General features: G+C 70.4%; 19 protein-coding genes. 12 read left to right on the top strand and 7 right to left on the bottom strand.

Translation table 11 applies throughout. From position 1 onward, the window contains the following. Nucleotides 1-18: 18 nt before the first annotated feature. The gene (locus CCN39_RS20325) at nucleotides 19-891 is read left to right on the top strand and encodes an LLM class F420-dependent oxidoreductase (protein ID WP_086844255.1); all 873 of its coding nucleotides are present in this window, start codon (nucleotides 19-21) and stop codon (nucleotides 889-891) included. A 43-nt stretch (nucleotides 892-934) separates the two neighbouring features. Here CCN39_RS20325 and CCN39_RS20320 read toward each other — a convergent pair whose 3' ends face one another. Then, nucleotides 935-1,303, bottom strand: coding sequence for a YrdB family protein (locus CCN39_RS20320; protein WP_167455130.1), 369 nt, complete (start codon nucleotides 1,301-1,303; stop codon nucleotides 935-937). Between the two features lie 198 nt (nucleotides 1,304-1,501). Between CCN39_RS20320 and CCN39_RS20315 the strand changes: the two genes are divergently transcribed. From CCN39_RS20315 to CCN39_RS20265, 11 genes are all read left to right on the top strand, one after another. Then, a complete protein-coding gene (locus CCN39_RS20315) occupies nucleotides 1,502-2,734 on the top strand; it encodes a class I SAM-dependent methyltransferase (RefSeq protein WP_086844251.1) in 1,233 nt (410 codons plus the stop codon). Nucleotide 2,735: 1 nt separating this feature from the next. After that, the gene (locus CCN39_RS20310) at nucleotides 2,736-3,527 is read left to right on the top strand and encodes a glycosyltransferase family protein (RefSeq protein ID WP_086844249.1); all 792 of its coding nucleotides are present in this window, start codon (nucleotides 2,736-2,738) and stop codon (nucleotides 3,525-3,527) included. Then, nucleotides 3,524-4,171 (top strand): PIG-L deacetylase family protein, encoded by a 648-nt coding sequence (locus CCN39_RS20305; protein WP_086844247.1) that lies wholly within the window; start codon nucleotides 3,524-3,526, stop codon nucleotides 4,169-4,171. Before CCN39_RS20310 ends, CCN39_RS20305 begins: the two co-directional genes overlap by 4 nt. A 5-nt stretch (nucleotides 4,172-4,176) precedes the next feature. Beyond that, nucleotides 4,177-5,196, top strand: a complete 1,020-nt coding sequence (locus CCN39_RS20300) for an NAD-dependent epimerase/dehydratase family protein (protein WP_086844245.1) — start codon at nucleotides 4,177-4,179, stop codon at nucleotides 5,194-5,196. Continuing rightward, nucleotides 5,196-6,476, top strand: a complete 1,281-nt coding sequence (locus CCN39_RS20295; protein WP_086844243.1) for a DUF4910 domain-containing protein — start codon at nucleotides 5,196-5,198, stop codon at nucleotides 6,474-6,476. Before CCN39_RS20300 ends, CCN39_RS20295 begins: the two co-directional genes overlap by 1 nt. A 5-nt stretch (nucleotides 6,477-6,481) precedes the next feature. Beyond that, entirely contained in the window at nucleotides 6,482-7,807 is a 1,326-nt protein-coding gene (locus CCN39_RS20290; RefSeq protein ID WP_086844276.1) for an MATE family efflux transporter, read from the top strand. A 7-nt stretch (nucleotides 7,808-7,814) separates the two neighbouring features. Next, nucleotides 7,815-8,759, top strand: a complete 945-nt coding sequence (locus CCN39_RS20285) for a glycosyltransferase family 2 protein (protein ID WP_086844240.1) — start codon at nucleotides 7,815-7,817, stop codon at nucleotides 8,757-8,759. After that, on the top strand, nucleotides 8,756-9,940 hold the full coding sequence (locus tag CCN39_RS20280; protein ID WP_086844239.1) for a polysaccharide pyruvyl transferase family protein: 1,185 nt from the start codon (nucleotides 8,756-8,758) through the stop codon (nucleotides 9,938-9,940). Before CCN39_RS20285 ends, CCN39_RS20280 begins: the two co-directional genes overlap by 4 nt. Beyond that, nucleotides 9,937-10,485 carry a dTDP-4-dehydrorhamnose 3,5-epimerase gene (gene rfbC, locus CCN39_RS20275; protein WP_086844237.1) on the top strand — a complete coding sequence of 183 codons (549 nt, stop codon included), beginning with the start codon at nucleotides 9,937-9,939 and terminating at the stop codon, nucleotides 10,483-10,485. The genes CCN39_RS20280 and rfbC overlap by 4 nt, the downstream gene beginning before the upstream one ends. A gap of 8 nt (nucleotides 10,486-10,493) precedes the next feature. Beyond that, nucleotides 10,494-11,810, top strand: a complete 1,317-nt coding sequence (locus CCN39_RS20270; RefSeq protein WP_086844234.1) for a glutamate-1-semialdehyde 2,1-aminomutase — start codon at nucleotides 10,494-10,496, stop codon at nucleotides 11,808-11,810. 93 nt (nucleotides 11,811-11,903) lie between these two features. After that, nucleotides 11,904-13,385 carry a right-handed parallel beta-helix repeat-containing protein gene (locus tag CCN39_RS20265; protein ID WP_208630275.1) on the top strand — a complete coding sequence of 494 codons (1,482 nt, stop codon included), beginning with the start codon at nucleotides 11,904-11,906 and terminating at the stop codon, nucleotides 13,383-13,385. A gap of 318 nt (nucleotides 13,386-13,703) precedes the next feature. Here the strand turns inward: CCN39_RS20265 and CCN39_RS20260 are convergent, their stop codons facing one another. From CCN39_RS20260 to CCN39_RS20235, 6 genes are all read right to left on the bottom strand, one after another. After that, on the bottom strand, nucleotides 13,704-14,351 hold the full coding sequence (locus CCN39_RS20260; protein WP_086844232.1) for a phosphatase PAP2 family protein: 648 nt from the start codon (nucleotides 14,349-14,351) through the stop codon (nucleotides 13,704-13,706). Next, nucleotides 14,348-15,517, bottom strand: coding sequence for a glycosyltransferase family 4 protein (locus tag CCN39_RS20255; protein ID WP_086844229.1), 1,170 nt, complete (start codon nucleotides 15,515-15,517; stop codon nucleotides 14,348-14,350). The genes CCN39_RS20260 and CCN39_RS20255 overlap by 4 nt, the downstream gene beginning before the upstream one ends. Continuing rightward, nucleotides 15,514-16,782 (bottom strand): O-antigen ligase domain-containing protein, encoded by a 1,269-nt coding sequence (locus CCN39_RS20250; RefSeq protein ID WP_244210878.1) that lies wholly within the window; start codon nucleotides 16,780-16,782, stop codon nucleotides 15,514-15,516. Before CCN39_RS20250 ends, CCN39_RS20255 begins: the two co-directional genes overlap by 4 nt. A 1-nt stretch (nucleotide 16,783) precedes the next feature. Then, nucleotides 16,784-18,310, bottom strand: a complete 1,527-nt coding sequence (locus tag CCN39_RS20245) for a right-handed parallel beta-helix repeat-containing protein (protein ID WP_086844228.1) — start codon at nucleotides 18,308-18,310, stop codon at nucleotides 16,784-16,786. Nucleotides 18,311-18,319: 9 nt separating this feature from the next. Beyond that, nucleotides 18,320-20,368 (bottom strand): heparinase II/III family protein, encoded by a 2,049-nt coding sequence (locus tag CCN39_RS20240; RefSeq protein WP_167455129.1) that lies wholly within the window; start codon nucleotides 20,366-20,368, stop codon nucleotides 18,320-18,322. A gap of 55 nt (nucleotides 20,369-20,423) precedes the next feature. Next, a partial coding sequence (locus tag CCN39_RS20235; protein ID WP_143264089.1) for a Gfo/Idh/MocA family protein occupies nucleotides 20,424-21,202 on the bottom strand: 779 nt, incomplete at its 5' end.

Here is a 21,202-nt window from a genome sequence, read left to right as displayed (position 1 = left end):
GGTATACGGTCGGCAGACATGGAACTCGGACTGCAGATCCCGGACTTCACCTGGCCGAACGGGGCGTCCGCGCTGGGCGCCGACCTCGCCGCCGTCGTCCGCGCCGGCGACCAGGCCGGCTTCGGCTCGATCGCCGTGATGGACCACTTCTTCCAGATCGGCGCCGTCGGCCCGGTCGAAAACGACATGCTCGAGGCGTACACGACCCTCGGCTTCATCGCGGCGCACACCGAGCGCGCCAAACTGCTCACCGTCGTCACCGGGGTCCTCTACCGGCACCCCGGCCTGCTGGCCAAGGCGATCACGACGCTGGACGTGCTCTCCGGCGGCCGCGCGATCCTCGGCATCGGCGCGGGCTGGAACGAGGAGGAGTCCCGCGGGCTGGGCTTCCCGTTCCCGTCCGTGAGCGAGCGGTTCGAGCTGCTGGAGGAGAACCTCCAGTACGTGCTGCAGATGTGGGCCGAGGGCGACGCACCCTTCAAGAGCAAGCACTTCGACGCCACGCGGTTGTTGAACGTGCCGCAGGCGCTGTCGGAGCCGCGGCCGCCGATCATGATCGGCGGCGGCGGGGAGAAGAAGACGCTGCGGCTGGTCGCGAAGTACGCCGACCAGTGCAACCTGTTCAACGGACCGGACCTGGAGCGCAAACTCGACGTGCTGCGGCAGCACTGCGAAAACGAGGGCCGCGACTACGACTCGATCACCAAGACCGTCTACCACATCCTCGACATCGGCGAGAACGGTGAGAAGTCCGGCGAGCTGCTGGCCGAGCTGGAGCGGCTGAACGGCCTGGGCATCCAGGTGGCACTGGGCATGGTGCCGCACGTCCACCGGCCGGTGGTGCTGGAGAAGTTCGCGACCGACGTCATTCCGGCCGCCGAGAAGATCTGAACAACTTCGCCCCGAGCCCTCCCCGTCGGACGGCGGGGAGGGCTCAGCCGTCCTTGGCGACGACGCGGGTGAGGGCCGCGATGCCGATCCCGGCCACCGCCACCACGATGCCGGTGACCGGCCAGCCGACCAGCACGAGCACCGCGCCGGTGACCGCGAAGAGGGCGAATTCCAGCAGGAAACGGGCCGGTTCGGGGAGGCGGCGGCGCGCCCGCGGGGCGACGAACAGGCCCCAGAGCGCGGCGGCCGCCACCGGCAGCAGGACGGCGTCGACGATCGCCAGCGCCACTCCGCCGCCGAGCTGGGTACCCGCCAGGGCCAGGCCGCCCAGCAGCATCAGCTCGGTCAGGAAGCGGACCGTCAGCACCACACCCGGGAACCCGCTCAGGCGGGGAGTCGGCTGGGGAGTCATCCGGCCAGCCTAGGAGCACGTCCACTGTGGACGTTACGGGTTCGGTCGGGTACGGTTGGTGATTCCTGCCACAGTTAGGCCATTCAGGTTGCGGTTCCGAATCGGTCCACCAGCGGCTCCCGCGTCGCTGTAACGACCTCCCGGCGCCGGTCGACGTGTTGGATGCACATCGCGACCGCGAGCCAAGGAGCCTGGTAGATGACCACATGTCGACTCTGCGGTTCGACAAACACGGCCAGTGTCGTCGACCTCGGCGCGACTCCCCCGTGTGAGCGATTTTTGCCGGCGGAGCAGCTCGACGAGCCCGAAGCCACCTTCCCGCTCCACCTGAAGGTCTGCACCGACTGCTGGCTCGCCCAGATCCCGCCGCTGATCGACCCCGACGACACCTTCACCGAGTACGCGTACTTCTCGTCCTTCTCGACGTCGTGGGTCGAGCACGCGAAGCGTTTCGTCGACGGCGCGGTCGAGCGGCTCGGGCTCGGCGAGAAGTCGTTCGTCGTCGAGGTGGCGAGCAACGACGGGTACCTGCTCAAGCACGTCGTCGGGCACGGGATCCGGTGTCTGGGCGTGGAACCTTCGGTGAACGTCGGGCAGGCGGCGCGCGACGCCGGCGTGCCCACGCTGACGGCCTTCCTCTCCGAGGAAACCGGCCTGAAGGTGCGCGAAGAGCACGGGCCGGCCGACCTCGTCGCCGCGAACAACGTCTACGCGCACATCCCCGACGTCCTCGGCTTCACCAAGGGCCTGCGGGCGCTCGTCGCCGACGACGGCTGGGTCTCCATCGAGGTCCAGCACCTGCTCACGCTGATCGAAAAGAACCAGTACGACACGATCTACCACGAGCACTTCCAGTACTACACGGTCGAATCCGCGCGCCGCGCGCTGGCGACCGGCGGGCTCACCGTGGTCGACGTCGAACTCGTGCCGACGCACGGCGGGTCGATCCGGCTCTGGGCGCGGCCGGCCGAGGTCGCGGGCGAGCCCAGCGAGCGGATGACCGACGTGCTGGAGCGGGAGAAGTCCGCCGGGCTGCACGAGCTGTCCGGGTACACCGAGTTCGCCGAGCGCGTCACCCGCGTGCGGCTGGACCTGCTGAAGTTCCTCATCGAGGCGCGCAACGACGGCAAGACCGTCGTCGGCTACGGCGCCCCGGGCAAGGGCAACACCCTGCTGAACCACTGCGGCATCCGGACGGACCTGCTGCAGTACACGGTCGACCGCAATCCGTACAAGCACGGCCGGTTCACCCCGGGCACGCGCATCCCGGTGCTGCCCCCGGAACGGATCGACGCGGACCGGCCCGACTACGTGCTCGTCCTCCCGTGGAACCTCCGGGAGGAACTGACCGAACAGCTCTCCCACATCGGGTCCTGGGGCGGAAAGCTCGTGTTCCCGATTCCCCACTTGGAAATCGTCGAGGTGCAGTGAAGTGAAGGTCGTCCTCTTCTGCGGTGGCTACGGGATGCGGATGCGCAACGGCGCGGCCGACGACGTCCCGAAGCCGATGGCGATGGTCGGTCCGAGACCGCTCATCTGGCACGTGATGCGGTACTACGCGCATTTCGGCCACACCGAATTCATCCTGTGCCTCGGCTACGGCGCGGCGCACATCAAGAACTTCTTCCTGAACTACCAGGAAACCATTTCGAACGACTTCATCCTGCGCAACGGGCAGGCGGAACTGCTGTCGACCGACATCGCGGACTGGACGATCACCTTCGTGCAGACCGGCATCGAGTCGCCGATCGGCGAGCGGCTGCGCCGGGTGCGCCCGTACCTCGACGGCGACGAGATGTTCCTCGCGAACTACGCCGACGTCCTTTCCGACGTCCCCCTGCCCGACATGATCGAGCGGTTCTCCAACTCCGATTCGGGCGCGTCGATGATGGTCGTGCCGCCGCAGTCGTCGTTCCACTGCGTGGAAATGGACGAGGGCGGCAAGGTCGGCTCGATCACCGCGGTGAGCGAAATGCCGCTGTGGGAGAACGGCGGGTACTTCGTGCTGCGGCAGGAAGTGTTCGACCACATCCCGGAGAACGGCGACCTGGTCGCCGACGGCTGCGGCGAGCTCGCCAAGCGCGGCCGGCTGCTGGCCTACCCGTACCGCGGCTTCTGGAAGCCGACCGACACGGTCAAGGAGCGCGCGGCCCTCGACGACGCCTACACCCGCGGCGAGCGGCCCTGGGCGCTGTGGGAGCGCACCGCCGCGAGCATCGCGTGATCGGGCTCCGGCCGGAACGGCTCGGCAGCGTCGTCGCCCTCGGCGCGCACTGCGACGACATCGCGATCGGCGCCGGCGGCACGCTGCTGACGCTGTGCGCCGCCCGGCCCGGCCTGCGGGTCGACGCTCTGGTCCTCTCCGGCGGCGGCACCGACCGCGAGGACGAGGAGCGGGCGGCGCTGGCGGCCTTCTGCCCCGGCGCGGACGTCGACGTCACGGTGCTGAAGCTGCGGGACGGGCGCTTCCCGGCTCATTGGGAAGAGGCCAAGAACGCCCTGGAAGACCTGCGGCGGCGGACCGACCCGGACGTCATCCTGGCCCCGCGCACCGACGACGCGCACCAGGACCACCGCGGGCTGGCGAAGCTGGTGCCGACGACGTTCCGCAACCACCTGACGCTCGGCTACGAGATCGTCAAGTGGGACGGCGACCTCGGCAGCCCGTCGGTGTACCAGCCGCTGTCCGACGAGCTCGCGGAGGCGAAGGTCCGGCTGCTGCAGGAGCACTACGCCTCGCAGCGGCAGCGGCCCTGGTACGACCGCGAGGCCTTCCTCGGGCTGGCCCGGATCCGCGGGATCGAAGCCGCCGCGAAGTACGCCGAAGCGTTTTTCGTCAAGAAACTCACTCTCGATCTGAAGGGCTGAATCCGATGCGGGTGTTGCTGACGGGGCACAAGGGCTACCTGGGGACGGTGATGGCCCCGGTGCTCGCCGCCGCCGGCCACGAAGTCACCGGCCTGGACTCCGGGCTGTTCGAGGACTGCCTGCTCGGGCCCGCCCCCGCCGACCCGGCCGGGCACGTCGTCGACCTGCGGGACGTCACGGCTTCCCACGTCTCGGGTTTCGACGCGGTCATCCACCTGGCGGCGCTGTCGAACGACCCGCTGGGCTCGCTCGCGCCGGAGCTGACCTACGACATCAACCACCACGCGTCGGTGAAGCTCGCGAAGCTGGCGAAGGACGCCGGCGTCAAGCGGTACATCTACGCGTCGACCTGCTCGGTCTACGGCGCCGGCGGCGACAACCTCGTCGACGAGGACGCCCCGCTGCGGCCCGTGACGCCGTACGCGGAGTCGAAGGTGCGTGTCGAGGCCGACGTCCACGAGCTCGCCGACGACGACTTCACGCCGGTGTACATGCGCAACGCGACCGCGTTCGGCTACTCGCCCCGCCTGCGCGGCGACATCGTGCTGAACAACCTGACCGCGCACGCCCACCTGTCCGGCGAGGTGCTGGTGCTGTCGGACGGCACGCCGTGGCGGCCGCTGGTGCACGCCCAGGACATCGCGCGCGCGTTCACGGCGGCCCTGACGGCGCCGAAGGAGGCCGTGCACAACAAGGCCTTCAACATCGGCACCGAGGAGAACAACGTCACCGTCGCCGAGATCGCCCAGGAGGTCGTCGAGGCCGTGCCGGGCTCGACGCTGAACATCACCGGCGAAGCGGGCGCCGACCCGCGCTCCTACCGCGTCGACTTCTCCCGCTTCCGCGCGGCGATCCCCGGCTTCACCTGCGACTGGTCGGTCAAGGACGGCGCCGTCGAGCTCATCGAGGCCTACCGCAAGTTCGGGCTCACCCGCGAGTCCTTCCAGCAGCTGTTCACCCGGCTGGCCTGGCTGAAGAGCGAGGGCGAAGCCGGCCGCGTCGACACCACCATGCGGCGGAAGTAGTGGCGGCCCCGCAGCTGCGGACCGGGGCGGAACTGCACGCCCTGGTCGAGCGGCTGTACCCGATCTGCCGCAGCATCACCGGCGACGGCGTGCGGCAGACCCTGGACATCATCGGCGAGCACATCGCGCTTGAGCGGCACGAGGTCCCGACCGGCACGGCAGTGCTGGACTGGACGATCCCGCAGGAGTGGAACATCCGGGACGCCTACGTCGCCGCTCCTTCGGGAGAGCGTGTGATCGACTTCCAGGAGCTGAACCTGCACGTCGTCGGGTACAGCGTCCCGGTGTCCCGGCGGATGCCGCTGAGCGAGCTGCGGGAACACCTGCACACGCTGCCCGACCAGCCGTCGTGGGTGCCCTACCGGACCAGCTACTACGCCCCGGCCTGGGGGTTCTGCCTCGCGCAGGAGAAGCTCGACGCGCTGCCCGACGGCGACTACGACGTGGTCATCGACTCGACCCTTGCCGACGGCGCACTGACCTACGGCGAGCACGTCGTCCCGGGACGCGTCACCGACGAGGTCATCGTGTCCTGCCACGTCTGCCACCCGTCGCTGGCGAACGACAACCTCGCCGGCATCGCGGTGGCCATCTCGCTGGCCCAGCAGCTGGCTGCGGCCCAGCCGCACTACACGTACCGCTTCCTGTTCATGCCGGGCACGATCGGCTCGATCACCTGGCTGGCGCGCAACGCCTCCCGGATCGAGAAGGTGCGCCACGGGCTGGTACTGGCGTGCGCGGGCGACCCGGGCTCGTTGACGTACAAGAAGTCCCGCCGCGACGACGCCGAGATCGACCGCGTCATGCAGCACGTGCTGCGGTCGCGGGAGCACCGGGTCGTCGACTTCTCGCCGTACGGCTACGACGAGCGCCAGTTCTGCTCGCCGGGCTTCAACCTCGGCGTCGGCTCGCTGACCCGCACGCCGTACGCGGGCTACCCCGAGTACCACACCTCGGCGGACAACCCCGGTTTCGTGTCCCCGGCGGCCATGGAGGACACGCTCGGTGTCCTGAAGGACGCGTTCGGCGTCCTGGACCGCAACCGCCGGTACGTCAACCTCAGCCCCTACGGCGAGCCCCAGCTCGGCAAGCGCGGGCTGTACGACTCGCTCGGCGGCCGCAGCGACGCCAAGCAGGCCCAGATGGCGATGCTGTGGGTGCTCAACCTCTCCGACGGTTCGCACAGCCTGCTCGACATCGCCGAGCGCGCCGGGCTGCCCTTCGACATCGTCGACGTCGCAGCTCGGGCGCTCCACGACGCCGGCCTGGTCAAGGAGTGAACGACGTGGCCAACCATCGCCGTGCACCGCGCTCGATCTTCCGGTCGGGCGCGGTGCGCGCGATGGCCGGACGGTTGAGCTGGGGCCTCGGCGACCAGGCCGTGTCCAGCCTGACCAACTTCGCCGTCGGGCTGTACGTGGCCCGCTCCCTCGGCACGTTCGCGTTCGGCATCTTCAGCCTCGCCTGGGTCACCTACGGCGTGGTGCTCAACATCTCGCGCGGCCTCGCCACCGACCCGCTGATGGTGCGCTTCAGCGCCGTACCGGAGGACCGCTGGCGCACGGGCGTGGCGAGCGCGTCCGGCACCGCGATCGGCGTCGGCTGCGCGACCGGGGTGGTCAGTCTCGTGGCCGGACTGGCCGCGGGCGGCCCGCTCGGCAACGCGTTCGTCGCTCTCGCTCTGGTCCTGCCGGGCCTGCTCCTGCAGGACGCCTGGCGCTTCGCGTTCTTCGCGCGCGGCGCGGGCAAGAAAGCGTTCGTCAACGACTGCGTGTGGGGCGTGGCCCTGCTCCCGGCGCTCTACGTCGCCGCGCAGATCCACACGGTGGTCGCGTTCGTGCTGGCCTGGGGCCTTTCCGGCGCGGTCGCGGCGCTGTACGGCGGGTTCCAGACGAGGATCCTCCCGCACCCGCGCGAGATGCTCGGCTGGCTCCGGACGCAGCGCGACCTCAGCGTCCGGTACCTCGTCGAGAACGTCAGCAACAGCGGCGCGTCGCAGCTGCGCGCGTACGGCCTCGGCGCCATCGCCGGGATCACCGCCGTCGGCGCGGTCCGCGGCGCCGAGCAGCTCCTCGGCCCATTCCTGGCCCTGCTCATGGGGCTGTCCCTGGTCACCGTCGCCGAGGGCGCGCGGGTGCTGCAGCGGGCGCCGCACCGGCTGAAGCACTTCTGCGTGATCCTCGGGGGCGGCCAGGCCGCCGCCGCGCTGTGCTGGGGCCTCGGCCTGCTGCTCCTGGTGCCGGACGGCGCCGGCCGCTGGGTGATGGGCTCGGTCTGGGACTCGTCGTCCCCCCTGATCCTTCCGGTGACCCTCGCCGTCGTCGGCGCGAGCTTCGCCACGGGCGCGGCGGCCGGCCTCCGCGCCCTCGGCGCGGCCAAGCGGAGCCTGCGCTCCCAGCTGGTCGCGTCCCTGTTCTACGTCACGTTCGGCATCGCCGGCGCGTTCCTCGGCGACGCGTCCGGGTCCGCGTGGGGCGTCGCGACGGCCACCCTCAGCGGGTCCGTCGTCTGGTGGTTCCAGCTGCGGACCGCGCTGCGCGAGTACGTGCCGCCGGGGGCCGACGAGCCCACCGTGGTGTTCGAGCCGATCAAAGAGCCGATCAAGGAATGAGGACTCCATGACCACCGTCCCGCGGCTGAGCCTCGGCCTCCCGGTGTACAACGGCGAGGAGTACCTCGCCGAGTCGCTGGACGCCCTGCTCGGCCAGACCTACGAAGACTTCGAGCTGATCATCTCGGACAACGCCTCCACCGACGGCACCGACGAGATCTGCCGCCGCTACGCCGAGAAGGATTCCCGGATCCGGTACGTCCGCCAGCCGAAGAACATCGGCGCGACACCGAACCACAACTTCGTGTTCGACGTCTCCCGCACCGAGCTCTTCAAGTGGGTCTCCCACGACGACCTCTACGCCCGCGACCTGCTCAAGCGGTGCGTCGAGGCCCTCAACGAGCGGCCCGAGATCATCCTGGCCCACTGCGACCAGGCGATCATCGACGGCGACGGCCGCATCGTCCAGCCGCTGCAGTACACGCTGAACACGGCGTCCCCGCACGCGCCGGACCGCTTCCGCAGCATCCTGTTCGAGCCGGGCGGCGACGACTTCTACGGCGTCATCCGCGCCGACGTCCTCCGCCGCGTCAAGCCGCTCGACAGCTACCACCACGCCGACCGGACGTACTCGGCCGAGATGGCCCTGCACGGCCCGTTCCACCAGGTGCCCGAGCTGCTCTACTTCCGCCGCGACCACCCCGGCCGCGCCGAACGGGCCAACCCGACCATCCGGAGCCGGTGCGCGAATCTGGACCCGCGGCGCGCGAACCGGCTCCGGAATCCCACCGTCCGCCTGCTCGGCGAGTACGTCTACGGGTTCGCGGACCTGATCCGCCGCGCGCCGATCTCGGCGGCCGACAAGCGCGAGTGCTTCGGCCACCTCGGCGCCTGGCTGACCAACCGGGCCCGCTCCGGCCACGGCGAACGCGTCGAGGACCGCGCGCCGACCGCCTCGGACGTCGCCACGGTCAACGAGATCGTGGCCGGCCGGGAAGGCAGGCTCGCGTGAAGCGTCCGCCACGCGTCGGCGTGTTCGGCCTGCTCGGCTCGGGGAACCTCGGCAACGACGGTTCCCTCGAAGCCGTGCTCGGCTACCTGCGCGCCGAGTACCCGGACGCGGTGCTGAGCGCCCTGGTCGGCGGCCCGGACCTGGTCCGCGAGCGGTACGGCCTCGACGCGACGCCGCTGCACTGGAACCAGTCCGAGTACGAGACGGCGTCCGGCCTGCGCTCGGTCGCCCTCAAGGGCTTCGGCAAGCTGGTCGACGTCGCGCGCACCGCGGCCTGGGTCCGGAAGCAGGACGTCGTCATCGTGCCCGGCATGGGCGTGCTCGAAGCGACGCTGCCGCTGCGTCCCTGGGGTTTCCCGTATTCGCTCTTCCTCCTCTCCGCCACCGGGCGCCTCTTCGGCACCAAGGTGGCCCTCGTCTGCGTCGGCGCCAACGAGATCAGCGCCCGGGCGACCCGGACCCTGGTCCGCTGGTCCGGCCGGCTCGCCGCCTACCGCTCCTACCGCGACGACATCTCGCGCGACGCCATGCGCGCCATGGGCGTCGACACGAGTGCCGACCACGTCTATCCCGACCTCGCGTTCTCCCTCCCCACGCCGGCCGCCGGCGGCAAGCCGGGCACCGTCGGCGTCGGCGTGATGGCCTACTACGGCGGCAACGACGACCGCGCCGAAGCCGACCGCATCTACCGCCACTACGTCGACACGATGAACCGTTTCGTCGCGTGGCTCGTTGACCAGGACAGACCCGTCCGGCTGTTCATCGGTGACCGGATCGACCGGCAGGTCGTCGACGAGATCATCGAGAAGACCGCTTCCCCGCTGGTGACGGCGGCTCCGGCGGAGACCCTGGACGAGCTGATGCACGAGATGGCCGCGGTGGACAGCGTGGTGGCCACGCGCTACCACAACGTGCTCTGCGCCCTGAAGGTCGCGAAACCGACCGTGGCGATCGGCTACGCACCGAAGAACGACGTCCTCATGGCGGAGATGGGCCTCGACGGCTTCACCCAGCGGGCGAAGACCGTCGAGTTCGACCGGCTCGTCGAACAATTCACCGAACTGGAGAACCGTTCGGCGGAACTTCGCCAAACGCTCCTGGAACGGAACGAGATGAACGCGCAACGGCTCAAGGACCAGTTCGCCGCCCTTTCGGCGGCCCTCTTCGGGGGTGGGCGATGAAGGCCATTCCGGTGCCCGAGATCGACGGTGCGTACCTGTTCGAACCCACACGGCACGCGGACGGGCGCGGCTTCTTCAGCCGGACGTTCGACCGCGACGTCGTCGCCTCGGTGGGCATCGACCCGGACGGCTTCGTCCAGGACAGCCTTTCCCGCTCCCGCAAGGGAGTCGTCCGCGGCATGCACCTGCGCGGCGGGGCCGGCGAGGCGAAGCTGGTCCGGTGTTCGCACGGCGCGATCTTCGACGTCGTGGTGGATCTCCGACCGGATTCGCCGACATATCGGAATGTGAAAACCTTCGAACTTTCCGGTGATACCCAGGTTTCTTTGTACATCCCGGCGGGGTGTGCGCACGGATTCCAGTCACTCACCGATCCCTCTGACGTTTCGTACCGTATCGATCGGGCACACGATCCTGAAGAGGACATTACGATTTCGTACAAAGACCCTGAATTGGACATTTCGTGGCCACTGTCGGTCACAATGGTCAGTGACCGGGACGAACGGGCGCCGTCTCTCGGAGAGGCGTTGAAACCAACGAGGTGAGCCACGACATGGGAACGAACCTGCCCCGCTCCACGAAGGCGGACGAGCGGCTGCACCGGGTCATCCCCGGCGGTGCGCACACCTACGCCAAGGGCTCGGACCAGTATCCCGAAGGGATGGCCCCGGTCATCTTGCACGGCCGCGGCGGGCACGTCTGGGACGTCGACGGCAACGAGTACGTCGAGTACGGCGCCGGCCTGAGGGCGGTCAGCCTCGGCCACGCCCACCCCCGGGTGGTCGAAGCGGTGCGCGGCGAGCTGGAGAAGGGCAGCAACTTCATCCGGCCGTCGATCATCGAGGCCGAAGCCGCCGAGCGGTTCCTCGAGAACGTGCCGACGGCCGACATGGTGAAGTTCACCAAGAACGGCTCGGACGCGACGACGGCGGCGGTCCGGCTGGCCCGCGCCGCCACCGGCCGCAAGCTCGTCGCCAAGTGCGCCGACCACGCTTTCTTCTCCACCGACGACTGGTTCATCGGCACCACGCCGATGAACGCGGGCATCCCGGACGAGACGACGGAAGCGGTGGTGTCCTTCCCGTACGGCGACCTGCAGGCCGCGGAGGAGCTGCTGCAGCGCCACGAGGGCGAGATCGCGTGCATGATCCTGGAGGCGGCCGCGGCGGTCGAACCGCCGCCGGGGTACCTGCAGGGCCTGCGCGAGCTCACCACCCGGCACGGCGTCGTCCTGATCTTCGACGAGATGATCACCGGCTTCCGCTGGTCCGCCCAGGGCGCGCAGGGGCTCTACGGCGTCACGCCCGACCTCTCGACGTTCGGCAAGGCGCTCGGCAACGGCTTCGCGGTGTCGGCGCTGGCGGGCAAGCGGGAACTGATGGAGATCGGCGGCCTGCGCACCGATCGCGAGCGGGTGTTCCTGCTCTCGACCACGCACGGCGCCGAGACCCACTCGCTGGCCGCCGCGATGGCGGTCATGGACGTCTACCGCGACGAAGACGTCATCGGCCGCATGCACGCCCTCGGCGACCGGCTCGCCGCCGGCGTCCGCGAGGTGGCGGCCGGGATCGGCGTCGAAGACCACGTGGTCGTCCGCGGCCGGGCCAGCAACCTGGTCTTCGGCACGCTCGACGAGCAGGGCAGGCCGTCCCAGCCGTACCGGACGCTGTTCCTGCGCGAGCTCATCAGTGGTGGCGTGCTCGGACCGTCCTTCGTGGTCAGTGCCGCGCTCACCGAAGCGGACATCGACAAGACCATCGACGTCGTTGCCCAGGCCTGCACGGTGTACCGCAAGGCCCTCGACGCCAACGACCCGACGCCGTGGATGGGCGGGCGCCCGGTGCAGCCCGTGTTCCGCAAATACGCCTGATCCCCGCACGGGCGGGCCGGATTCACCCGTTGGGTCCGATGAGGACACTTGAGGGTGACTGCTTTCCGGCCCGTTCGTGCGTAGCTTCCTGCCATGGGTAGATCTCGCGCGGTTCTCGTCGTTGCTTGCTCGCTCCTGATCGCCGTGGCCTGCCCGGCGGTCGCGAGCGCCGCCGACGGACCGCAGCCGGTGTGCGGCCACCAACCCGCCGAGTACGGGCAACCACCGTCCGGAGCCGTCCCCGTCGACCCGGCCGTCGACGGTGACCTCGCGGCCAAGACGGCGGCGCACCCGGCGGGCACGACGTTCTGGCTCCGGCCCGGTACCCACACGCTCGGCAAGGACGAGTTCGGTCAGGTCGCCCCCAAGGACGGCGACGTGTACCTCGGCGCGCCGGGCGCGGTCGTGGACGGCCGCGGCGTCAACCGGGCCGCCTTCACCCAGCAGGCTCGCAACGTCCAGCTCCGCGGCCTGACCGTCCGCGGGTTCGCCGCGCTGCAGGACCAGGGCGTGGTCAACCACGACTCCGGCGACGGCTGGCTCATCGAGAACACCACCATCGAGGACAACGCGGGCGCGGGGCTGATGGCCGGCGCCGGCCAGGTCGTGCGGCACAGCTGCCTGCGCAACAACGGCCAGTACGGGCTCAACGCGTACCAGGCGGGCGACGGCATCACCGGGCTCGTGCTGGAGGGCAACGAGATCACCGGCAACAACACCGGTGACTGGGAGGCCAAGGTGCCGGGCTGCGGGTGCAGCGGCGGCGCCAAGTTCTGGGCCGTGACCGGCGCCGACATCCGCGGCAACTGGGTCCACGGCAACCACGGCGCCGGACTGTGGGCCGACACGAACAACAACGACTTCCTCGTCGAGGACAACCTGTTCGAGGCCAACGACGCCGAGGCGCTGTTCTACGAGACCAGCTACAACCTGGTGCTGCGCGGCAACACGTTCCGCGGCAACACCCTGGTCCAGGGCCGCGCGTTCGCGGCGCGCGGCGACAACTTCCCGGTGGCGACGGTGTACCTGTCGGAGTCGGGCGGCGATCCGCGCGTGCCGGCCCGGACGTCGGCCGTCGACATCAGCGGCAACACGTTCGAGGACAACTGGGCCGGGATCACGTTGTGGGAGAACGCCGACCGCTTCTGCAACAGCCCGGCGAACACGTCGACGGGCTACTGCACCAAGGCGGCGGCAAAGTCTTCGTGCGCCGCGGGCACGATCGAGAAGGCCCCGGCCTACGACGACTGCCGCTGGAAGACGCAGCGGGTGGAGATCCACGGGAACACCTTCCGGTTCGACGCCGGCCGCGTGGGCTGCACGAGCCTCTGCGGGCGGATGGCCCTGCTGTCGAACTTCGGGACGTTCCCGGACTGGTCGCCCTACAAGGGAACGGTGATCGAAGAGGCCATCACCTTCCGCCAGGCCAACCGGTGGCACGACAACTCCTACTCCGGGCCGTGGACGTTCGTGGCTCATGACACCTCCAAGACGGTCGACGCTGCGGGCTGGCAGGCAAAGCCCTACTCGCAGGACGCGTGCTCTTCGTTCGGCGGCGGACCCGCCGGCTGCTGATCACGAGCTTGCCGACCGGGTCCGACAATTTCCACAACGCCCGGCGCCGCAGACGGAGATTTGCCTTGCGACACAAGGGAAAAGTCGCGAACGGAGAATTTCGGACGCAGGCGGTTCACCCGTTTCAGCGACTGGCGTTCGCACGCCTGTTCGGTACCGTCGGAGACATGACCGCTTCGACAGGCACTGCGTCCACAGTGGACGACCAGCGCAAACCTGCCCACCCCCGCACGGCGGACACTACACGGCCTTCCCCGAATCGGCCGCCCTCAGCGCGGATCAGCGCACCGGCCGGCCGCCTCGCGAGCGACCTCTCCTTCAGAGCCGGTCGGCCGTGCGGTCCAGCACCCGAGCGGTGGCCGGGACCGCGGCCAGCGCAGCGCAAAACCCGCCGAGGGCGTCCGTCGGGTAGTGCGCGCCCAAAGCGACCTCGGCCCACCCCATCGCCAGCCCGGCCACCAAGGCCAGCCCCAGCACGAGCACAAGCCCGGCCACGCGCCCCAGCCCCAGCCGCTCGGTGAGCAAGAGTGCGACCACCAGCGCGAGGGCCGTCGCGAGGGCCGTGTGTCCACTCGGGTACGACAGGAACTCGCCGTGGATGGTGCGGCCGACCACCGGCTTCAGCACGGTCGTCACCGCCACTGTGACCACGACACCCACCACCGTCAGCACGGCCGTCCGGACCCGGCGGACCAGCCAGCACACCACCGAAAGGAGACCGATCAGGATCACCGACCCCACCGGTTCGCCACCGAAGTCGATGGCCAGGGCGACGTACCGCCACGGCGGCTGCACCGGGTAGACCGCGGGGAGGAGGGCCGCGTCGATGCCGGTCAGGCCCGAGTCGCGGAAGTGCAGGATGCCGAGCGCGACGAGCACCGCCGTCGCCAGGGCAGCTGTCATGGCCAGCGGGGTGCGCAGCACGGCCGGCAGGGCCGCGGGCGCCGTCCGGACCAGCTGCTTCACGCCTCGATCGCCGCCTCGTACCCGGCGATCAAGCGGTCCAGCCCGACCGCGGGCGTGAAGTCCTTCTCGTACCGGACGCGGGCCGCGTCGCCCATGTCGCCGTTGCGGTCGCCGACGACCGCGCGCAGGCGGTCCGCGAGGGAGGCGGCGTCGTTCGGGACGTGCAGGAGGCCCGTCACGCCGTCGTCGACCAGCTCGGGGAAAGCCCCGTGTGCGGCCGCGACCGTCGGCACACCGGCGGCCATCGCCTCGACCACCACCAGACCGAAAGCCTCCAGCCACGTCGAGGGCGCGACGACCGCGACCGCGTCGGCGGTCAGGGCACGGCATTCCGCCTTGTTCCGGAGGCCGACGTACGAGACGTCGGCGCGGCCGGCCGCCCAGGTCGCGACCTCGTCCTGCATCGGGCCGGTGCCCGCGATGACCAGCGGCACGCCCAGGGCGCCGTCGAGACGTTCCCACGCCCGCATCAACAGGCCGACGCCCTTCTCCTCGGTGACGCGGCCGAGGAACAGCACGTGCTTGCCGGCGCCGGTGCGGCGGACGCCGGGGTCGGTGACGAAGTTGTGCTTCACCGCCATCCGCTCGCCGGGCATCCCGGCCGACACCAGGAGGTCACGTTGAGCCGCCGAAATGCAGAAGAACCGGGAAACGCCCGTCCACCACCGGCGCCGGTTCGCGACCATGCTCGCCGCCATCGGGAGCGTGGCCGCGCTCGAACCGCGGTAGCAGCCGTGCTTCACCGCCGGCAGCGGTGAGCCGCCGACGCACTCGGTGCAGATGCGGCCGTCTCGGTGGAGCGTGCCGGGTGGGCAGACCATCGTGTAGTTGTGCAGCGTCGCGACCGCGGGCACCCCCGCGTCCGCGCACGCGGCGACCACCGACGGCGACAGCAGCGGGAACGTGTTGTGGATGTGCACGACGTCCGGGCGCGACGCGCGCAGCCGGGCGGCGAGCTCCTTCCGCACCGCCGGGTTCCACGGCACCATCAGCGGCACCGCGGCCTTGCGGGGCAACGGCATCGCCGCGATGTCGTCGCTGCGGCGTTCGAACAGCGACACCTGGTGCCCGCCCTCGGCGAGCAGCGTCACCTCGGCGTCGACGACGTTGTTCTCGCCGCTCGGCTGCTCGGAGCGGTACCGGTTGTGCACCACGAGCACCTTCACGCGCCTGCACCTCGCACGTCTGCCCCCTTCACCGGGATGAATGCTTGTTCGTCGGACTGCGGCACCCCGCGGACCAGCAGCGACGCGGCGACCGCCAAGTGCAGCAGGTACGGCGACGCGTCGCCGAGCCCCGCTTCGGTGTAGGAGGCCGAAATGCAGTAGGTGATCAGGAAGATCGCGCACGCGCGAGCCAGCGACGGTGGCCGCAGCACGGCCACCACGACCAACGTGAGGAGGAACCCCGCCACCAGCGCGATCCCGACGAAACCCTGCTCGTGGTAGATCGCGAGCCAGCTGTTGTCGATCGGGAGGCCGTCGTAGGACTTGTCCGTCAGCCCGACCCCGAAGATGTACTCGGCCGTCGTCCGCGGGGCCTCCAGCAGCGCGTCCCACACCTTCGCGCGGCCGGTCAGGCTCGAGAAGTTGTCCGCGCTCTGCCCGCGGAGGAACCACGTCTGCAGCGCACCCGCGAGCACCACGCCGGTGACCCCGCCGACGCCGACGGTCCACGCGAACACCTTCCTCGCGCGGGCGCTGGTCAGCACCATCGACAGGAAGGCCACCGCGAGACCGGCGACGAGGCCGAGCGTCGCCGTGCGGGTGTGCGTGAGCATCAGCAGTCCCAGCACCGGCACCACGATCATCAGCGCGCTGCGCCAAGTCGTGCGGCGCCCGAACCAGAGGAGGAGCGTGAGCCCGGAGATGACCGCCGCGTACTGGCCGATCTGCGGCGGGGTCAGCGGCCAGATCGCGCCCGAAAGCCGGCCGCCGTACTCCTCCGGCATCGCGTTGCCGGGCGAGATCACCAGGCCGACCGCCACCGACGCGAGCACGACCGCGTACGTGCGGATGTGGTACCGGACGAAGGCGAACCCGCCGTCCCACCAGCGGGTCAGCAGCCAGAGGGTGGAGACGAACACGGTGAGCCGGAAGCAGCGGAACAGCGCGCCGAAGCCCTCCTGCAGGTCGGCGCTGGAGAGGATGCTGGCGCCCAGCAGGGCCGTCAGCAGCATCAGGTACGCGCTCGGGCGGATCCGCAGGTGCTTGTTCAGGGCCAGCGCGATGACGAAGGCCGTCATCAGCGAGCCCATGGTGACCAGCTGGCTGACCGATCGCGGCAGCGGGAGGACCGTCTTCGCGCCGGTCGAACCGAGCGTGTTGAGGATCAGCAGCGCCCACGCCACGCCCACCCACTTCGGCGTCGAGGACGCGGGTTCGGGCGCGGCGTCGCCGCGGAGGCCGGCCAGTCCGGTGTACGCGGTCATGTCAGCCTCCGCCCTGCGCGGTGAACGTGCTCCCGCTGTCCTGCGAGTACGGCGCGCCTTGCCATTCGCCGATGTCGAGGACGCGGTCGGCCGAGTAGGCGATGAACGTCCACGGGCCGGCGTAGCTGTTGTCGTGCCAGCGGTTGTCCTGCTTGAACGTGATCGCGTCCTGGACGTCCTCGCCGCGGTACGGCGACCAGTCCGGGTAGCTGCCGAAGTTCGACAGCAGGCCCATCCGGCCGCACGAGGCCTGGCAGCCCACGACCGCCGGGTCCAGGGTGAACTTGTTGTCGTGGATGTCGACGTGCTGGGTCTTCCAGCGGCAGTCGGCCAGCAGCGTGCCACTGGTGATCGCGGGGGCCGCGCACTGCTTGACGGCCGGCACCAGCCGGGTGCAGTCGCCCGAGGAGGTGTTGGCCGGGCTGTTGCAGAACCGGTCGGCGTTCTCCCACAGCGTGATCCCGGACCAGTTGTTCTCCAGGTAGTTGCGGGAGATCTCGATCTTCGCGGTGCGTGCCTTGATCCGCGGCTCGCCGCCGGACTCGGAGATGTAGACCGCCGACGTCGGGAAGTTGTCGCCCTTGTCGGCGTACCGGCGGCCGTCGGCCCAGTTGTTCTTCCGGATCGTGTTGTCCCGGATGACGGCGTTGTAGCTGATCTCGTAGATCAGCGCGGCGCTGTCGTTGTTCTCGATGAGGTTGCCCTCGATGAGGAAGTCGTTGTTGTTCGTGTCGGCCCACAGCCCGGTGCCGTGGTTGTCGTGCACCCAGTTGCCGCGCACGTCGGCGCCGTTCACGGCCCAGAACTTGACCCCGCCGCTGCAGCCGCAGCCGTCGATCTTCGCTTCCCAGTCGCCGGTGTTGTTGCCGGCGATCTCGTTGCCCTCGACGACCAGCGCGGTGAGCGGCGTGCTGCCGGAGTAGGCGTTCATGCCGTACTGGCCGTTGCGGCGCAGGCAGTTGCCACGCACCTGCTGGCGCGCGCCCGCCATGAGCCCGGCGCCGTCGTTGTCCTGGATGGTCGAGTGCTCGATCACCCAGCCGTCGCCCGAGTCGTGGTTGACGACGCCTTCGTCGTGCGGAGCGGCGAAGCCCTGCACGGTCAGATAGTTGATCTTGACGTTGGTGGCGTGCCCGGTGAAGGCGTACTGGTTGATCTTCCGGCCGTCGAGGACCGCACCGGGGGCGCCGAGGTAGACGTCGCCGTCCTTGGGCGACACCTGGTCGTACTTGTCGTCGCCGAGGATGTGCTTGCCCGGCTTGAGCCAGAACGTCGTGCCGGAGCCGGCCGAGCGCGTCTTCGCCGCCAGGTCTCCCGGCACGGCGGAGTCGACGACGACGGCTCCCGCCGGCGCGGCCGCGGGGCCGGCCGGCTGCTTGTCGCACACGGCGGCGACCGACCCGCTGGGGGCCGCGGTGGCCTGACCGGGCCCCCCGTCGGTGTCCGGCCCGCCCGAGCACGCCGCGACCGTGAGCAGGACACCAAGCAGCGGAGCTGCACGGCGGAGTCGGAAGCGGCGGGCTGTCACGGGCGGGTCCTAACTGAAGCGGAGCAGGGTGGTGAGGTGTCCGGGCGACCCGGTGCCGACAAGTGTGGTGGCAGGTTCCTTGCGGCCGAACCCCGCGGAGTACCACCCCAGCGGCGGCTCGGCATCACCCCGGTGCACGGTCCACGCAAGTTCGGACGGCAACTCCATGACGGCGGTGTGCACGGCACCGCCGAGAGAACCGGAAACCCGCCCGACAAGCGGATCGGCAACGCCACCCGCACGCCCGCCGCCGGCGACCGGGTCACCGGACCGGCCCTCACCGGCAGCGGAATCGGCCCCACCGGGGGCGGCTGTCCAGCGGAGGCGGGCTGTGGTGCCGTCGAGCATGACCGTCACCGATGGTCCGAAGTGGAACGCCAGCCGCGCGGTCCCCGGTGCGCCCTCGCCCAGGACTTCGTCGACGATCTTCACGACCTCGCCGTCCAGCTCGACCGTGCGGCGGTGGAGCGCCGGGGCGTAGCCGTCGTGGGCGGCCGACCAGCGGGAGGGGCCCTCGTCCGGGGTTTGCACGTCCAGGACCTTCGTCACCGCGTGGCGGGTCCACAGGAACGGGCCGCCCGAGACCGACTGGTCGCGGCCGGCCAGCTCGAGTGTGTTGTGGCCGAGCGTCGACCGGAAGTACGACCGCCACTGCGGCTCGCCGTGGTAGCAGAACGTGCCCGGATCCGCGAGCACGTCGACGCCGTCGTGGCGGACCTCCAGGGACAGCGCGTCCGCGTGGGCGTGCGCCGCGATCGACAGGAACCCGTGGGGGCCTCCGTCGCAGCGGACCCACACCGGGCCCGAGCGCAGGATCGTCATGCCCGCGTCCCGCAGGTGTGCCGGTCGGCGGCCCGGGCGGACGCCCGAAGCGCGCGGAGTCCGCGAAGCGAGGGAGGCGAGCAGCGCCGTGCGGACGTCGTCGCCGGGAACCGGCGGCCACCAGTCCAGGCGTCCGAACAGCGCCTCCCCCGACGCCAGCAGCGACGCCCAGCGGTCGGTCGAGGCGCCGTCGACGATCAGGCCGAAGCCGTCGTCGGCGTCGCCCTGGCGGGGTGGGCGCAGCTTGTTGTCCACAATGGACGCCAAGGCGTCGGTCATCCGGAGCAGGACGTCCCACGTCGAATCCGGCACCGGGGTGCCCGCGGCGTCGGCCTCGACCGCCGCCGCCAAGCCGAGTTCCAGCACCAGGCCGTGGTACTCGGAGGCCAGTTCCGCGTTGAGGCCGGACGCGAACGTGTTGCGCCCCAGCTGGACGTCCAGCGAGCGCATCGCCGCGGCCCGCCAGCCCGCCGACTCCGGGAACCAGCCGAACGCGCACGCCGCGGCCAGCAGCCCGGCGTCCTCCGCGATCACGTGGTTGTTCGCCGACGAACCGTGACTGCGCAGGGTCGCGAGCCAGTTCTGGTGGTGCCACAGCTGGAGCTGGAAGTCCGGGTTCTCCTCGAACAGCTCCGCCGCGCCCGGCCAGCCGTCGAGCAGCCGGCGTGTCCAGACCCACGACAGCAGCCGGATGCCCAGCTCGATACCGCTCACCCAGTGCGGCCCCCGCAACGGCGGGTTCGCCGCCCACCACGAACGGAGGTGCTCCGCCGCGCGCTCGGCATAGGCGGAAGACCCGGTCAGGGCGTACGCCGCGGCCAGCACGGTGAGGTGCTGGTGCCGCGACGGCTCCCAGATCTGCTTGATGTCGCCGACGGTGTCCTCCGACCGATACGGCACGTCGAACGCGTACACGTCCGAGGGCGCGCGACGCCCGGTCTTCGGGTCGAGGAACCAGTCGGGCGCCTCGAAATCGGTGCGTTCCACGCCGAAGTACTCCGCGCGGCCCGCCATCAGCTCGTCGGCCGTGGCCAGGAGCCGGGCGACCGCGTCGCCGGATACCTTGCCCAGCACCCCGGCGGGCAGCGCCGCGGTGAAACGCGGGTGCGAAGGCCAGTCCGGCGGCGTCGGCAGCGCGGACCGCCACTGCCGCTGCACGACGGCGTGCCGCGCGCGCCCGACAACCTCCGCCGGCCCCATCCGCGACAGCCGGCGCAGGTACCAGCCTGGACCCATCACGGCCGGACACCTGCCTTCGGCAGCAGCGCCGACCGGGTCGGCGCGATGCTCGTCATGCCGGGGCGCCCGTCTTCTGCGGCAGCTCGATCCGCACCGGTGCCGCGTTCGCCGCACTCGTCTGCGCGGCCAAGGTCGCCAGCGTCGTCGCGGCCAGCGAGGCGATCGAGATCGGCATCGGCGAGCCCGTCCGCACCGCGTCCAGGAACGCGTTGACCTCCGCCGCCTGGCCCTTGTCGCGGCCCTTCGGGATGCGCGAGCTGGCCCACTTCTTGCGCGAGTACACCGACGCGCGGACGAAGTCGTCGAACTTCAGGACCTTGCCGTCGGCGACGACGTCGAGGGTCTCCTTCGGGAAGCCCGACGAGCCCGTCTCGGCGTAGGTGATCACCGCCGTCGAGCCGTCCGCGTAGCCGAGGGTCACCTGGAGGTCGCCTGTTGCGTACACCGAGACCGGGTCAGCGTCGAGGAGCCAGCTCACCGTGTCGATGAAGTGCCCGCCCTCACCGGCGAAGCGGGAACCTTCCGAATCCGTCTGGTTGTACCAGCTGCCGTGGTCGAGGCGGCCCGCATTGACCAGGTACCGCACGCTCGCCGGGCCGACGCGCGGGCCGAACTGCTCGCGGGCCTCGTGCAGCAGCGGCGCGAACCGGCGGTTGAAGCCCACCTGGAGCCGGTCGTTGCCGGACTCCTCGATCGCGTCGAGCACCTTCTGCAGCTCCGGCTCGGACAACGCGAGCGGCTTCTCGACGAACACCGACTTGCCCGCCAGCAGCGCCTGGCGGGTCAGCTCGGCGTGCGAGCTGTGCCGCGTCACCACGAACACCGCGTCGA

This window comes from Amycolatopsis kentuckyensis, from assembly GCF_002155975.1.
GTDB classification, from domain to species: domain Bacteria; phylum Actinomycetota; class Actinomycetes; order Mycobacteriales; family Pseudonocardiaceae; genus Amycolatopsis; species Amycolatopsis kentuckyensis.
Note: the sequence above shows the minus strand (reverse complement) of the source record. Positions and strands in the feature narration are given on the sequence as shown.